Origin of the sequence: Cohnella suwonensis, from assembly GCF_042655365.1 — a bacterium.
Lineage (GTDB): Bacteria > Bacillota > Bacilli > Paenibacillales > Paenibacillaceae > Cohnella > Cohnella suwonensis.
Genome location: NZ_JBHSMH010000005.1, coordinates 1 through 14,245, shown reverse-complemented (window position 1 = coordinate 14,245; position 14,245 = coordinate 1). Strand labels below are relative to the sequence as shown.

Annotated in this window: 15 protein-coding genes and 1 pseudogene; 9 read left to right on the top strand and 7 right to left on the bottom strand. The window is 53.9% G+C overall.

Features of this window, described 5'->3' with window-relative positions:
* The first annotated feature begins 9 nt into the window (after nucleotides 1-9).
* From ACFPPD_RS02195 to ACFPPD_RS02155, 9 genes and pseudogenes are all read left to right on the top strand, one after another.
* A complete protein-coding gene (locus ACFPPD_RS02195) occupies nucleotides 10-1,026 on the top strand; it encodes an NAD-dependent epimerase/dehydratase family protein (RefSeq protein ID WP_209742669.1) in 1,017 nt (338 codons plus the stop codon).
* Nucleotides 1,026-2,102 carry a dihydrodipicolinate synthase family protein gene (locus ACFPPD_RS02190; RefSeq protein ID WP_209742667.1) on the top strand — a complete coding sequence of 359 codons (1,077 nt, stop codon included), beginning with the start codon at nucleotides 1,026-1,028 and terminating at the stop codon, nucleotides 2,100-2,102. Before ACFPPD_RS02195 ends, ACFPPD_RS02190 begins: the two co-directional genes overlap by 1 nt.
* 3 nt (nucleotides 2,103-2,105) lie before the next feature.
* The gene (sdaAB, locus tag ACFPPD_RS02185) at nucleotides 2,106-2,828 is read left to right on the top strand and encodes an L-serine ammonia-lyase, iron-sulfur-dependent subunit beta (protein ID WP_209742665.1); all 723 of its coding nucleotides are present in this window, start codon (nucleotides 2,106-2,108) and stop codon (nucleotides 2,826-2,828) included.
* A complete protein-coding gene (gene sdaAA / locus ACFPPD_RS02180) occupies nucleotides 2,825-3,718 on the top strand; it encodes an L-serine ammonia-lyase, iron-sulfur-dependent, subunit alpha (RefSeq protein ID WP_209742663.1) in 894 nt (297 codons plus the stop codon). The genes sdaAB and sdaAA overlap by 4 nt, the downstream gene beginning before the upstream one ends.
* Nucleotides 3,715-4,911 carry a M20 metallopeptidase family protein gene (locus tag ACFPPD_RS02175; protein ID WP_209742661.1) on the top strand — a complete coding sequence of 399 codons (1,197 nt, stop codon included), beginning with the start codon at nucleotides 3,715-3,717 and terminating at the stop codon, nucleotides 4,909-4,911. The genes sdaAA and ACFPPD_RS02175 overlap by 4 nt, the downstream gene beginning before the upstream one ends.
* Nucleotides 4,912-5,041: 130 nt before the next feature.
* A complete protein-coding gene (locus ACFPPD_RS02170) occupies nucleotides 5,042-5,524 on the top strand; it encodes a DinB family protein (protein WP_209742659.1) in 483 nt (160 codons plus the stop codon).
* Nucleotides 5,525-5,568: 44 nt separating this feature from the next.
* Nucleotides 5,569-5,790, top strand: coding sequence for an AlkZ-related protein (locus tag ACFPPD_RS02165; RefSeq protein WP_209742657.1), 222 nt, complete (start codon nucleotides 5,569-5,571; stop codon nucleotides 5,788-5,790).
* Nucleotides 5,791-5,944: 154 nt separating this feature from the next.
* Complete coding sequence (locus tag ACFPPD_RS02160; RefSeq protein WP_209742655.1) at nucleotides 5,945-6,556, top strand: DUF2238 domain-containing protein; 612 nt, start codon at nucleotides 5,945-5,947, stop codon at nucleotides 6,554-6,556.
* Nucleotides 6,557-7,003: 447 nt separating this feature from the next.
* Nucleotides 7,004-7,611, top strand: a pseudogene (locus ACFPPD_RS02155) (AlkZ-related protein).
* A gap of 218 nt (nucleotides 7,612-7,829) precedes the next feature.
* Here ACFPPD_RS02155 and ACFPPD_RS02145 read toward each other — a convergent pair.
* From ACFPPD_RS02145 to ACFPPD_RS02115, 7 genes are all read right to left on the bottom strand, one after another.
* On the bottom strand, nucleotides 7,830-8,150 hold the full coding sequence (locus ACFPPD_RS02145; protein ID WP_209742651.1) for a hypothetical protein: 321 nt from the start codon (nucleotides 8,148-8,150) through the stop codon (nucleotides 7,830-7,832).
* A 234-nt stretch (nucleotides 8,151-8,384) separates the two neighbouring features.
* Complete coding sequence (locus tag ACFPPD_RS02140) at nucleotides 8,385-8,939, bottom strand: PD-(D/E)XK nuclease domain-containing protein (RefSeq protein ID WP_209742649.1); 555 nt, start codon at nucleotides 8,937-8,939, stop codon at nucleotides 8,385-8,387.
* Nucleotides 8,940-9,009: 70 nt separating this feature from the next.
* On the bottom strand, nucleotides 9,010-9,729 hold the full coding sequence (locus ACFPPD_RS02135; RefSeq protein WP_209742647.1) for a response regulator transcription factor: 720 nt from the start codon (nucleotides 9,727-9,729) through the stop codon (nucleotides 9,010-9,012).
* Nucleotides 9,730-9,746: 17 nt separating this feature from the next.
* Nucleotides 9,747-11,213 (bottom strand): sensor histidine kinase, encoded by a 1,467-nt coding sequence (locus tag ACFPPD_RS02130; protein WP_209742645.1) that lies wholly within the window; start codon nucleotides 11,211-11,213, stop codon nucleotides 9,747-9,749.
* A 3-nt stretch (nucleotides 11,214-11,216) separates the two neighbouring features.
* On the bottom strand, nucleotides 11,217-11,942 hold the full coding sequence (locus tag ACFPPD_RS02125; RefSeq protein ID WP_209742643.1) for an ABC transporter permease: 726 nt from the start codon (nucleotides 11,940-11,942) through the stop codon (nucleotides 11,217-11,219).
* Complete coding sequence (locus ACFPPD_RS02120) at nucleotides 11,939-12,661, bottom strand: ABC transporter ATP-binding protein (protein WP_209742641.1); 723 nt, start codon at nucleotides 12,659-12,661, stop codon at nucleotides 11,939-11,941. Before ACFPPD_RS02120 ends, ACFPPD_RS02125 begins: the two co-directional genes overlap by 4 nt.
* Nucleotides 12,662-12,688: 27 nt before the next feature.
* Nucleotides 12,689-13,660, bottom strand: coding sequence for a hypothetical protein (locus ACFPPD_RS02115; RefSeq protein ID WP_209742639.1), 972 nt, complete (start codon nucleotides 13,658-13,660; stop codon nucleotides 12,689-12,691).
* Nucleotides 13,661-14,245: the final 585 nt, after the last annotated feature.

Sequence of the window (14,245 nt, the reverse complement as noted above, 5' to 3'; positions counted from 1 at the left end):
GGCTTTTTCATGAAAACGGTGGAACAATTGGAAGCCAAGTTGGCGCAGCCGAACGAGGCGTTGATTCAGGATTTGGCGAAAGTAAACGGCGATATCGTCCTCTTGGGCGTCGGCGGGAAAATGGGGCCGAGCTTGGCGAGACTGGCCATGAACGCGATTCGCGAAGGCGGCTTGAACAAGAAAGTCATCGGCGTTTCCCGGTTCTCCAATGCGGAAGCCCGGCAAGAGCTCGAAGACGCGGGCGTTCAGACGATCTCTTGCGAACTGCTCGAAGACGACGCGCTTCGCGCGCTGCCGAACGCCGAGAACGTCATCTACATGGCGGGCAACAAATTCGGCACGACGGGCCGCGAGCATTTTACGTGGGCGATGAACGCTTACTTGCCGGGTCGCGTGGCGGAGAAATACAAGGAATCGCGCATCGTCGTGTTTTCCTCCGGGAATATCTATCCGTTCTTGCCGGTATCCGGCGGCGGCGCGACCGAGACAGTCGCGCCGGAACCGATCGGGGAGTACGCGCAATCGACGCTTGGACGCGAACGGATTTTCGAATACCATTCCCACAAGAACGGAACGCCGATGGTCATGTACCGGCTCAACTACGCGATCGACATGCGATACGGCGTCTTGTTGGAGCTGGCGAGAGCGATCAACGAAGGACGCGAGATCAACCTGGCGATGGGCTTCGCGAACGTCATCTGGCAAGGGGATGCGAACGCGATGGCGCTGCGCTGCCTGAGACATGCGAGCACGCCGCCGAACATTATCAACATCACGGGGCCCGAGACGCTGTCGATTCGTTGGGCGGCCGGCGAGCTGGCGGCTCGTTTGGGCAAAGAAGCGCAGTTCGTCGGTTCCGAGTCGGAGACGGCGCTGCTCAATAACGCGTCGAAGTCGCACCAACTGTTTGGTTATCCGCAAGTGTCGTTGCTGCAGATGATCGATTGGACGGCGGATTGGGTGCTCGAGGGCGGGGCGACCTGGAACAAGCCGACCCACTTCCAAGAGAGAAAGGGGAAATTCTAATGGCCGCTTCTAAGCACAAGTTATCCCCTTCGCTCATGGACGCGCTGCACGACGGCTTGGTGATCCCCGCGCATCCGCTCGCGTTGGACGAGAATCGCAAGCTCGATCCGGTCAGCCAACGCGCGCTTACGCGGTATTACATCGCATCCGGAGCCGGCGGCATCGCGGTAGGCGTGCATTCTACCCAATTCGAGATTCGCGACCCGGAGCACGATCTGTACGAGACGGTGCTAGCGATGGCGGCCGAAGAAGTGGCCAAGGCGCGCATCGAACGTCCTTTTATCCAAGCGGCAGGCATCTGCGGTCCGACCGAACAGGCGCTACGCGAGACGGATATCGCTCTTCGGCTCGGTTACGACACGGCGCTGCTGAGCATGGGCGGCCTCGCGGATTGGACCGAAGAAGATCTGCTGGCGCGCACGCGCCAAGTGGCGGAGAAGCTGCCGGTCATCGGCTTCTACCTGCAGCCATCCGTCGGCGGACGCATCTTCACTTACGAATTCTGGCGCAAGTTCGCCGAAATTCCGAACGTCGTCGCGATCAAGATGGCGCCTTTTAACCGGTATCAGACGCTCGACGTCGCCCGCGCGGTGTGCTATTCTTCGCGTCGCGACGAGATCGCCCTCTATACGGGCAACGACGACAACATCGTAGCGGATCTGCTGACGACGTTCCGTTTCGACGTGGACGGCGTGCGCGTGGAGAAGCAGATCGTCGGCGGTCTGCTCGGTCATTGGGCCGTCTGGACGCGGAAGGCGGTCGAGCTCATGGAAGAAATCAAGGGTATTCGTGGCGACGAGGCGATCGCTCGGGAGTGGATGACGCGAGCGATTCAAGTGACGGACACGAACGCGACGTTCTTCGATCCCGCGCATCACTTCGAGGGATGCATTCCGGGTATACACGAAGTGCTCAGAAGACAAGGACTCATGAAGGGCATCTGGTGCCTGAACCCGGAAGAGACGTTGTCTCCGGGACAGTCCGAGGAGATCGACCGCGTGTACGCGCAATATCCTCATCTCAACGACGACGATTTCGTCGCGGCCGGTCTGTCCGAATGGTTAGCGGTTGAATAAGCGATGAGATTCAAGGACGTATTCTCGATCATCGGCCCGAGCATGATCGGGCCTTCTAGTTCGCATACGGCGGGCGCCGTCCGGCTTGGCAGGACGGCAAGGCAAGCGCTGGGCACCGCTCCGTTCGAGGCGGACATTCATCTGTACGGCTCGTTCGCCGACACGTACCGGGGGCACGGCACGGACTTGGCTCTCGTCGCGGGATTGCTCGATTTCGATACGGACGATGCCAGGATCAGGAACGCGCTCGTAGTGGCGACGGAAGCCGGCGTAACCGTCCGGTTTCATCCCGAACGGCCGCCCGTCGCCCATCCGAACACGGCGACGATCGCGTTGCGGCGGGGAGAAGAAGGCATTCGCGTGACGGGAAGGTCGATCGGGGGCGGCAATATCGAGATCGTCGGCATCGACCGTTTCGACGTGAAGTTCACGGCGAACTATCCGACGCTGCTCGTCTTTCACGGAGACCGGGCCGGCATGATCGCCGAAGTGACCGACGTTCTCATGCGCGCGCAGGTGAATATCAGCCATATGGAGGTCGACCGCGAATCGCGGAACGGCGAGGCGTTGACGGTCATCGAGTGCGACCAGCCGATTCCGTCGGCGGAGTTGAACCGAATCGGCAGGTTGCCGAACGTAAGCAAAGTGCGTGTAATCAATTTGTCGGAAACGTCTAGCTACGCGGATACGGAAGCAAGTCCCGGAGGAGTGGATAGACAGCCATGAGATTCACGAGTCTGAAGCAACTGTCCGACTTGTGCGAGCAAGAAGGCGCTACGATCGGCCGAATGATGGTCGTCGAGCAAGCGCGGGAAACCGGCCAAAGCGAAGAACGGATCGTCGCGCAGATGGCTTCCTATTACGAAGTCATGAAAGAAGCGGTTCGCAAAGGCTTGCATGATGATACGAGATCCCGCAGCGGATTGACAGGCGGCGATGCCAAGCGCGTTCGAGAGAGCGCATTGTCCGGCGTTCGGCCGCCTTCTCTCGGAGGCGAAGCGAGCGCGGCGCTCGCTTACGCGCTGGCCGTCTCGGAAGTGAACGCTTCGATGGGACGCGTCATCGCCACGCCGACGGCTGGATCGTGCGGCATTATTCCGGGCGTGTTCGTCAGCTCGCAGGAGCGATTCGTCTGGGACGACGAAACGTTGGTGCAAGGATTGTTCGCGGCGGGCGCGATCGGATATGTCATCGCTAACAATTCGTTCGTGTCCGGCGCCGAAGGAGGATGCCAGGCGGAAGTCGGCTCGGCGATCGGCATGGCGGCCGGCGCTTTAACCGAGATGCGCGGCGGGACGCCGGAACAGGCGATGCACGCCGTCGGGCTCGCATTAAAGAATTCTCTCGGCCTCATCTGCGATCCCGTCGGCGGACTCGTCGAGATTCCGTGCATCGTGCGCAACGGCTTCGGCGCTGTGACGGCGCTCGCAGCGGCGGACATGGCTCTTGCCGGCGTCCGGAGCGCGATTCCGTCGGACGAAGTGATCGGCGTCATGCTGGAGGTCGGCTCGGCCATGCCGGAGAAACATCGCGAAACAGCGAAAGGCGGCCTGGCGCAGACGCCGACGGGACGCAAAATCATGAAGGAGTTATACGGCAAGGAGGGCAAATCATGAGCTTATTGGAAAGAGCGAAGTCGCATTCGGCGGCATGGATCGACTTCCGCCGGGAGTTGCACCGGAAGCCGGAGCTGAGCTTCGAGGAAAGCGAGACGGCGTCCGCGGTGATCGCGCGGCTGGATCGGCTCGGCGTGCCCTACCGCGCCGGCGTCGGCGGGCATGGCGTCGTCGCAGAGCTAGCGGGCAATGGGCCGGGGCCGACGATCGCGCTTCGCGCGGACATGGACGCGTTGCCGATTCAAGAGGACACCGGATTGCCGTTCGCCTCGGAGCGGCCGGGCGTCATGCACGCCTGCGGACACGACGCGCACACGGCGATTCTTCTCGGCACGGCGGAATTGCTCGTTCGCGAGAAGTTCGGCGGAACGATAAGGTTGTTGTTCCAGTCGGCCGAAGAGATCAATGCCGGAGCAAGAGCGATGATCGCCGAAGGCGTGCTGGGAGGGGTCGACGAGATCTACGGCCTGCACAATCTGCCGACGTTGTCCGCGGGATTAGCCGCAACTCGCGTCGGTCCGATGATGGGATCGGTTGACCGGATCGAGATCATGCTGGAAGGCCGAGGCGCGCACGGTGCCATCCCCGATCAAGGCATCGACTCGATCGTTTGCGCTTCGGCGATCGTCCAATCGCTTCAGAGCATCGTCAGCCGCGAAGTGTCTCCGTTCGCTCCGGTCGTCGTTACGATCGGTAGCATCCATGCCGGCGAAGCGAACAACGTCATTCCGCAATCGTGCGAGATGACGGGGACGATACGTTCCTTCGACCCGACCGTGCAGAAGGTGCTACCGGAAGCCGTCGAGCGTATCGTGAATGGAATCGCGGAGGCGCATCGGTGCCAAGCGAAAGTAAACTACGTTCGCCAAGTACCCGTATTGTCCAATCACGGCGCTAACGTCGCCCATGTGGATGCCGTTATCGACGTCCTGATCGGTTCGGAACGAAGAATAGAGGCGTCGCCGACGCTCGCAGGCGAAGATTTCTCTTTGTACTTGGAAGAGGTGCCGGGCTGTTTCTTCTGGCTCGGTTCCGGTCCGGCTGTCGGAGCGGAGAAGGCTTACGGTTTGCATCATCCGAGATTCACGCTGAACGAAGCCTGCATTCCGCTCGGCGCTTCGTTACTTGCGACCATCGCGCTGAGCAGGCTTAACGCCTTCCAAAGCGAAGCCGAAGATGCCGCCGGCCGATGAGGAGCGCCCGATGAAGGTGCTTAAAGAAAACGCCGTCTACTCGAGGCGTTTTCGTCGTTGCGGCAGGAAAATGGCGTCTTGAAAAGAACTTTTATCATAGGAAAACGAACTCGAATGCAGGAGGATCTACATGAAAGTACTCTATGAACATAATTGGCAGGTAAGGGAAAAATGGTATCAATGGTGCGAAGACGTTCCTTACGAAGAACTGATCCGGCCGCGTATCGGCGGCGTAGGCGGCATTCTTCAGACGCTCTTTCACGTGGCGGACGTCGAGTGGAGTTGGATTCGCGCCCTTCAAGGGAAATCGGACTTCCAAGAAAGCTTTGAGAGCTACAATACGTTGGAGAAAGTCAGGCAGCTCGATCGTCAATTGCGGCCCGAGGTCGTGGATTTCGTAGTGGCTTGGGACGATCCTCTCGAACGTAAACCGTTCTATAACGAACTGGCGAACGGAGAAGCGGAAATATTCGCATGGGGGGAGGTCATGCGCCACGTATTCGCCCATCAAGTTCATCATTTTGGTCAATTGTCGGTATGGGCGAGGGAAATGGGTAAAACGCCGGTATCCGCGAATCTGATTCGAAACCGTTTGATAGAGCCGATCATTTAATGTCATTAAAAAATTCTATCTCATTGGTTTACATAACTTAAGTTATGTTAATTCATTCGGGCGTCAAACAGCAACTTAACGATAACGGCGACAAAAGCGACTGGAATAGCACGTCGTTCAAAACCGCCGATCACTGGATGACGGCCAATGAGATCGACGCGAATTCGATCGACGTCGACGAAGCCAAAGCTCGATTGCGCGACTGGGTGCAGCCGCGATGCAAACCCGAAGCAAAGTTATATTTGCAGAAGCTTAAGAGTTTGTAATGGGACGAAGCTGATCTGACGTAAAAAGGTAAGTACGCGAAAATATGCGCCTTTGAAGTCGTAAGAGTTGTTTTGTTGCTACGAATGATATAGGGATGTTGGGGAAAAGATTACTTAAACCAACATCATATTATCAAGGCGGGAATCGGTTATCATGTCGGATTGGAAAAGCAAGCAACGATTAAATGACGCCTTCGAAATCGTCTTATACGTCATCTGCGTCTTTTGTATCGTTTATTTTACGATCAAAAGCCAATATCCCAAAACACTTCAAGCCATTCTAATTATTTCGGTGTTGCTTCTTATACGAGGATTGGTCAAATGGACGAAGAGCGTGTTGTTTCCCGCCCTTCGTTTTTCTGTGTTGTTTTTTATTGCTTTGGCCATGCTCCTCGCCAACTTGTTCGGGCTGTATGGCATAATCCCGTTCTTGGACAAATTCGAGCATGTGCTCTCCGGCGTCATCCTTTGTTTTATCGGACTGTTGATCGTTCGGAAAATGATCCGTAAGCAAAAATTAGACGGATTCCCTTCTCCAATCGCGATTTGGATTGCCTTATACTTTTCCGTAGCTATGGCAGGTTGCTGGGAAATATGGGAGTTCGTCACCGACCTGGTGTTTGGGCTTTCAAGTCAGGCGGGTTTAACCGATACGATGGTTGATATCATATGCGGAACCGCGGGTGCCGCAGGTACCGCGTTTTATTTGGCCCGTAAAGCCAAAAGACATCCTCTGTCGATATTGTCCGTTGACGAAACGGAATGATGATATCTTTAAAAGTATCCGACGGGGTACAATCTTTGATAACGGAAAGATATCCCGACGCTATCTTTCAGTATCGAAAAAAGCCGATGATTCCCTATTTAAGGGAACCATCGGCTTTTATTCAGCAGGTGCCTAAACTTAGAAACCTTTATATTGCGGTTCCTCGGCTTCCAATTGCTGAACGCGGGTGTCTAATATGTTTTCGCCCATCAGTTCATCATTTCGGCTAATTGTCAGTATGGGCGAGGGAAATCGGCAAAACTCCGGTATCCGCGGATTTGATCCGGGGCGGACTGATAGTCCCTAATATTTTATGTACTTAAATAAAATCAATCCATTAGTTTACATAACTATTATTATGTTAACAAATAATTATGGGGGGATAACGCATGCAGGGGATAGCGACAGTGGAAAATTACGAGGAGGCCGTACAGGCCATTCAACAGTTTGGCATATTGCCGCTTTCTCCATCCTTCATTGGGCAGTCTGACGAACCCAAGCGATTGGCATACGGACAGCGATCGCGATCCATGGCTGTGGAGCGCCAGGTTTCCCGCGGACGACGTCGCCGCATACGGGAAGTTCTTCAAAAAGAAATCGATTCTGATCGCCCGCGAACTGGTCCCGTTAGTGAGGTCGATCATCGGACATTCGTCGGACATGCAGCAGCGGTATGCGGACGGATTGATTTCGGGAACTGTGAAGAATTTGAATCAGTTAATCGCGGAAAATCTGGGCATCGAAACTCGGGCCTTAAGAAAGCTAGCAAATCTGCAAGCGTCGGATCATAAGAAAGATTACGATCAAGCGATTAATGAATTGCAAGCCAGCATGGATATCGTCATATCAGGCGTCAAACAACGGCTTAACGAAACGGCGATCAAAGCGACTGGAATAGCACGTCGTTCGAAACGATTGATCATTGGATGACGGCCAATCGGATCGACAATCATGCAAATGACGTCGACGGCGCCAAAGCTCGATTACGCGACTGGCTGCAGCCGCGACTTAAACCCGAAGCCATGCAATACATGCAGAAGCTCATGAACTTGTAATGGAGTGCAAACTGTAAACAGAGTCATGATTAGAAAGAGTCAATAAATGAAGTTTTATAAATGCAGTAGTGTAGCCAATTAGCTATTAAGGCTTACGAAACCCGGATAAGCGCACATGGGCTACACCGCCGGCTTTTAACCCGCGCTACTTATTCACAAAACCCGTATTTTATACAGATATCTTTAGATTAATGTTTTACCTTGGCTTTCTATCTACATCATATTGACTTGACCTTTTGACAGTTGGGCAATAAATATTCTTCCGTATTTTTCTCTTGTATGAAATAATTATCATAATGATCTAGTACTGTTTTACCAGCCATATCACCAGCCACTACTGATGCAACAATCTCATTATGAGCTGATATAGGGTTGAAAAATGTCGTTTCAAATCGTTGTAAATACATCATTTCTTTCTGTCCAGCAAGTTCAGCAGTTGACTTCGCCACTTCTTGACGTTGTAACTGCAGTTCTTTTCGTTGTAGTCTGAGTTCTTCGCGCTGAATTACAATGGTGTAAATAATGCCTGCGAATGCCAATCCCGAGAATAGGGAATTAACAGCTCCAAATAAGTCGCTGGCAATGCCTCTGTATGAATTAGAAACGAAGGTTATGATAATGACCGCGGATAACGCCCATAAAACAATGAAAATTATGCTGCAAGTATTAGTGTTTTATATGGCTGACTATCTCTATCTCGCTTATTATCAATTAGATCATCAGTTTTTATCAATTAACTCCCCCCTGTTACCACTGTACAAATCTTATTCATTTTAATGTTTTACGATAATAAGCCGTACTCCAGTAATATTCTCTATATCTCTGCAAAACTCTACTTCATCCCTTATAATTCCTACATCATATACAACAAATAAGATAGTATCGTACTCTTTTGAATATGCGGTTATATCTGCATTGATTTCTTCAATGACTTTCGAGCGTTTAGATGGCTCTTTTAACAACTTTACTTCAATACAAGTTCTTAGCTTAGGAAGAATAAAATCGGGAATGTATTCTCTTCCAGAAAAATTGAATTTCCCTGATTCTCTGTCATAATCAATTCCCTTTGTAAAGTTTCTCCCGATAAATAAAAATTCAACAGCATTCTGAATATCTTTCTCTTTAAGAGGAACATCAGTGATTAGACTACGAAGTTTTGTTTTAATAAAGTTCCCGATATTGTCCATTTCAACGAAAGCGTAAGGGGCTGTCGCGTCAGCTCCTCCCCTCCAGCTTGAAGCGCCGTATTTATGGGCATTGGTGCTATAGAGGAAACCCATATTCGGCGGGCTTGAAGATGCGTGCTTATGGGCACGCCCATACGGCAAAAACAGTCCCGCCTAATCAGCAGAGACTGCCCAAGAAAGTGTGGAGCGCAACAGGTCCCCCCATACGCATTCACACCTTAAACCGATACCCCGCGCCCCATACCGTCTCGATAAACTGATGCTTTGCCGGGTCCTTCTGAATTTTGTCGCGGATCTTCCCGACGTGGACCGTGACCGTGGCGGAATCCCCGAAGTTATCGATACCCCACACCTTATCCAACAGTTCCTCCTTGGAATAGACCCGATCCGGATTTTCCGCGAGAAAGAGCAGCAAGTCGAATTCTTTAGCGGTCATCGTGATCTCTTGCCCGTCCAGCGTCACCCGTCTGGCATCGACCTGAATCGCAAGTCCGCGAATGTTCAGCTCACGCATCTTTCGCACAGGTGAAGAAGAACCGGCGCCTGCCGCGGTCCCGGTCAACCGGTCATACCGTTCAAGATGGGCCTTCACCCTCGCCACGAGTTCCGACGGGCTGAACGGCTTCGTTACGTAATCGTCAGCGCCCAAGCCGAGTCCGCGGATCTTGTCGATATCCTCCTTGCGGGCGGACACCATAAGCACCGGAATGAACTTCGTCTCGCGAACCCGCCGCAAAATGTCGAAGCCATCCATGCCCGGGAGCATGACGTCTAGAATAATAAGATCGTACGCTTGCTCCAACGCTTCTTCCAGCGCTTGTCGGCCGTCTGCCCGAAGGGTCACCTCATAGCCGTGTACCTCAAGGTAGTCCCGTTCCAACTCGGCGATCGCTTGATCGTCCTCGACGATTAACACTTTCCGCTTCGTCATCTTCTTACTCTCTCCCGTCACGCTCGAGACCGATTCATCGGTATCGTAAACATCACCGTCATAGATTGCCCAGGCTCGCTTCTTGCGGTAACCGTCCCGCCATGAAACGCGACGATTTGCTTCACGATGGCCAAACCTAACCCGGAGCCCGCCACGTTCAGATTCCGATTGGCGTCCGCCCGATAGAACCGGTCGAAAATCCGCTCTATTTCTCTCTGCTCCATGCCGGGACCGTTATCCCTCACCGCGATAACCCACGTCTCCGATTGCCGGCCGAAATACACATGGATATGCGGTTCCTTCTTATCCATGAACTTCACCGAGTTGCCGACGATGTTCAGGATGGCTCGCTTGATCTTCTGGGCATCCATCGTCGCGACAGCATCCGATCCGGCTTCGTATTCGCCCGTCAGCCGTATGCCCGCTCTCTCATATTCGATGTACAGCTCGCTCATGGTCTGCCGGTAGAACTCCTCCAGCGACACCGCATCGAAGTGGAACTTCTCTTGCTCGAGATCCAGCTTCGACAGCAGGAACAGATCGTCGATCATCCGGTCCATGTCGAGCGTCTTCGTATAAATAACGTCGATATACTTCCTCAGCTTCTCCGGGTCGTTCGCGATGCCTTCCCGAATCCCCTCCACATATCCCTTAATCGAGGTGAGCGGCGTCTTCAAATCATGCGAAATGTTCGAGATCAGCTCTTTGCGGTTCTCCTCCAGCGCCAGTTGCGCTCCAATCGATTGCTGGAGCTCGCTGCGCATTTTCTCGTACGAGTTGATCACGTTGCCTACTTCGTTGCGCACCTTCGATTGCAGGCTGAAGTTCAGATCCCCCTCCGCGATTCGGCGGGAACCTAGTTCAAGCTGCCGCAGCGGTCTGACGATATCCTTCGTCGTAATCCAGATCAACGGGACTAGAATGATCCCAAGTAAGATCGCAATGCCAAAAAGCACAAAAAACGGGAAACGGTTGCCCTTCGTCCACGTCTCCGTCACGTCGATGACGAGATAATACGTTAAGGGATCGTCGATTGCCGGAAAATCGTACCGCAGCGCGAGCAAATCGCGTCCTTCCCACGTACTCTCCGTGAACGCGCCGTCCGCATGCTGTCCCGGCTTCGAAACGTTCTTCCGCAGCTGCGCAAGGAACGCATCCTCTTCCTTGAGCGCGCCGTAGCTTTCCCATCGCTCGCCTTCCTGGACGACGAGGAAGCCCTCGAACGGCCTCAGTCGGTCTCCTATCAGGCTCGCGAATGCGGGAGAGACCAACTCCTCCGGCTTATACCGCTCCGTATAGCGCAGGTCCACGATCACATCGATGCCCCGCTCAAACGCCTCGCGCGGGGTTTGATCCTTCGCGATGCTGCTTGCGAAATACGAGACGACCCCCGTGACGATTCCGATGCCCGTCACCGTGACGATCGCCGCGGTCAGCACAATGCCGATGAGATACGTTAAAATGAGCTTCAGTCGAATAGACATCTATTAGATCTCTTTTCTTTGGAAGGCTAACAAGCCCAATATAGTGCCAATGATATAGTAGGCTGTTATAAATAGCAATGCCGAGACCGACGCGCCGGCATCGCCTGCGTACAGAAACGGCCGCACCCAATCCGTGAAGTCGGTGACGAAGAATCGGCTTAACTGCGGTTCGAGTAAGCCGACGACGCCCATCGCCAGCCACAGCACAACGCATACCAATAGCCCGACTCCGCCGCTCCCCGTCCATAAAGACACGCAGTTAACCAACACCACTAGTAATCCGCAGAACAGAATCGCGCCGCCGAGTTCAGCCAAACTCGCCCCCAGCTCGGAGGGGGCTGGCACCCCCTGTAGCACCATGCTTCCGATCAACGTCGGCACGAACACGCTTAACACGATCAAAGCACCGGCGGTCCACCCTGCGAGCATTTTCCCCATATAGAGGGACTCTCGGCTGACCGGCAGCTTCAGCGCATGCTTGATCGTACGGTCCTTAAATTCGCCGACCATGAGGTCGCTGCCTAGCGACACCATGAATAAGGGGAACACGATCGCAAGCAACAGTTCCAACGAGGTCGACGGGAGGTTGTCGTCCAGCCCGATACGGTCGCCGATGAAGACGAAGAAGACGCCGATCAGGAAGGCGAGCAGCAGCAGCACCTTCAGCTTGCCTCCGCGAAGCAGCTTACGCAGTTCTTCGCCCGTGAGATAGTTCAATTGCGCGATCATGCGGCCCCGCTCCTTTCTTGCGCGATACCGTGCAAATAGTAATCCTCTACGCTAGGGAACGATTCCCGAATCTGTGCGACGCTCGAGGTACCGACATGCCGCCCTTCGTAAATAATGCATGCATGCGTAATCCAATCCTCGATGTCGTGCACCTGATGCGACGAGACGATGATGCTCATCCCCGTCTCGGCTACGAGATTGCGCAATATCTTGGCCATCTCCCGCCGACCCTCAATGTCCATGCCCGAGAACGGTTCGTCGAGCAGCAGCAGCTTCGGCCGATGGAGCAACGCGCTAGCGAGCTCAATCCGCTGTTTCATACCGGTGGAGTACTTCTTGATTTTGAGCTGTTGGTGGTTCGACATGCCCACAAGCTCTATCGTCTGCCGAATACGCGTTTCGTCAATGCCCGGGTACAGCTTGTGATAGAGTTTCAAATACTCGTAACCCGTGAGATAGGGGTACGGCGTCGGCTCGCCAATCATCAAACCCATGTACGGCCTCGTCTGCTCGGGCTGGTCGGCGACGGAAGCGCCGTCCAAACGCGCATTCCCGCGGTCGCTTTCGAGCCAACCGGCCATCGCTTGCAGTGCTGTCGTCTTCCCGGCGCCGTTCGGCCCCAATAAGGCGACAACCTCACCGGGAAGTACGGTGAGATTGAGCCCTTGGATCCCGCGGCCGCCGGGGTAGACCTTCGACAAATCGTTCACTTCGAACATAAGACAGGTCCTCCCGTTATCGTGATGTTAGCCGCGATCTTCGAACGTTGCCGCGTCGATGATTTCGATGTTCTTTCCGGCAGGGTCGTACACGTCCGGCGTCGTCGCGTTAATGCCGCTGACATCACCCGCGCCTTCGATCTCCACCGTGTGGGCAACGCCCGCTTCGTCCTTGCCGCTTACTTCAAGCTCGCCTTGCACGCTCTGAAGCTCGTTGTCCGCATTCACCGTGAATTGGAGCATCACGTGCTCAATCGCGAAATCTTTCGTCAGCTCCGGCACTTGCTCTTCGAAGTTGATGTCTTTAAGTCCTTGGAAGAAAGGCAGCTCCTTGATTCGCTCCCATTCTGCCGGCACTTCCTCCGCATGCTTGCGCTCAATCCCGTCCTTAGACTCCGCCACGTCCATCAGCAGGCGAATCGGAAGCGGAATATCCTTCTCGTCAATGTCAGCCGTAATCGTCTTCGAGCCGTCCGCATGGTTCGACACGCTGAAATTATCCTTGAGGTCGCCGACCATGAAATCGAGAAGCACTTCTTCCGCTTTGCTCATCGAGCGGCCATGGAAGTCGTCCTCATCAGGCCGCTCGCGGTGCTTGCCAGCGTTCTCCTTGTCAAGGTTGATCACCTGATAGTGTAGATCGTGCGTGCGGTCGACCATATAGATGCTTTCATCGCCGCTGCTGTACAGACTGCCGCTGCGCGCGACGCCCATGAGGGTGAAGTCGAAGTCGCTGCTCACGATGTGTCCGTCTTCCGCGTCCGCCACCTTCGTCTTACCGTCCGCGATCAGCACGGACTTGCCATCGACCGTCACGGTGAAGTTTCCGTTCATCGTCGCGCTCTCGAAAGCTTTGCCCGACAATTGGTTCGCCTTCAGCACCTCTTTGAACGCGTTGTACCCCTCCGTATTCGGGGTGTACGCGAACGCCGTCGCCGTAAACAACGTCACCGCAGCAGCCGCTCCGCCGATCATCAACCATTGGTTTCTCTTCTTCATATCTTACTCGCTCCTTTAAGATTGTATGGTTTCTCTTGCTTACAACCTTAGTCTAAAGGAGGAGTCTAAACTCCCTCGAAACCAATTCGAAAATATTTCTAAAATGTGGGTTGGCGAATAGGCGCATACGATTGATCCCCGCATCATGCGATATAAACGTGAAAGAGCCTCCTTCTACTGAAGGAGGCTCTACATTACATGATTTCAGCGCTCGCCGATACTGGTAGAGAGGTGCATAATAAGGGCCAAACAGGTCACCAACCAGCAACCTGTCACGGCCTTCCATCTCGCTATGAGCAGGTTTTATTCAGTATCCGTCCGAATTTAATACACAATTAAACCGGCCTTGAAGGTAGTGCTAGCGTCTATACGCACGACTTCTCCTGCCGTCATATTTAAGGAAATGACGGAAACGCCATAAGTTACGCTAGAAGCAATTAATTGATTCTGATTACTATACAGCTTAAGCGATGTTGTCATTGAAACGTAAGCGTCAAACCTTCCCCACCTTCAAGCCCGCTAATCGCTATGAGATAATCCTCCTCAGAATCAGTCAGGGGAGGATTTTTTATGGCCAGAAAAGAT

What these genes read in the sequence shown, in the direction of transcription:
- ACFPPD_RS02195 (WP_209742669.1), top strand. Translation starts at nt 10, where the DNA reads ATGAAAACGGTGGAACAATTGGAAGCCAAGTTGGCGCAGCCGAACGAG.
- ACFPPD_RS02190 (WP_209742667.1), top strand. Translation starts at nt 1,026, where the DNA reads ATGGCCGCTTCTAAGCACAAGTTATCCCCTTCGCTCATGGACGCGCTG.
- sdaAB (WP_209742665.1), top strand. Translation starts at nt 2,106, where the DNA reads ATGAGATTCAAGGACGTATTCTCGATCATCGGCCCGAGCATGATCGGG.
- sdaAA (WP_209742663.1), top strand. Translation starts at nt 2,825, where the DNA reads ATGAGATTCACGAGTCTGAAGCAACTGTCCGACTTGTGCGAGCAAGAA.
- ACFPPD_RS02175 (WP_209742661.1), top strand. Translation starts at nt 3,715, where the DNA reads ATGAGCTTATTGGAAAGAGCGAAGTCGCATTCGGCGGCATGGATCGAC.
- ACFPPD_RS02170 (WP_209742659.1), top strand. Translation starts at nt 5,042, where the DNA reads ATGAAAGTACTCTATGAACATAATTGGCAGGTAAGGGAAAAATGGTAT.
- ACFPPD_RS02165 (WP_209742657.1), top strand. Translation starts at nt 5,569, where the DNA reads ATGTTAATTCATTCGGGCGTCAAACAGCAACTTAACGATAACGGCGAC.
- ACFPPD_RS02160 (WP_209742655.1), top strand. Translation starts at nt 5,945, where the DNA reads ATGTCGGATTGGAAAAGCAAGCAACGATTAAATGACGCCTTCGAAATC.
- ACFPPD_RS02135 (WP_209742647.1), bottom strand. Translation starts at nt 9,729, where the DNA reads ATGACGAAGCGGAAAGTGTTAATCGTCGAGGACGATCAAGCGATCGCC.
- ACFPPD_RS02130 (WP_209742645.1), bottom strand. Translation starts at nt 11,213, where the DNA reads ATGTCTATTCGACTGAAGCTCATTTTAACGTATCTCATCGGCATTGTG.
- ACFPPD_RS02125 (WP_209742643.1), bottom strand. Translation starts at nt 11,942, where the DNA reads ATGATCGCGCAATTGAACTATCTCACGGGCGAAGAACTGCGTAAGCTG.
- ACFPPD_RS02120 (WP_209742641.1), bottom strand. Translation starts at nt 12,661, where the DNA reads ATGTTCGAAGTGAACGATTTGTCGAAGGTCTACCCCGGCGGCCGCGGG.
- ACFPPD_RS02115 (WP_209742639.1), bottom strand. Translation starts at nt 13,660, where the DNA reads ATGAAGAAGAGAAACCAATGGTTGATGATCGGCGGAGCGGCTGCTGCG.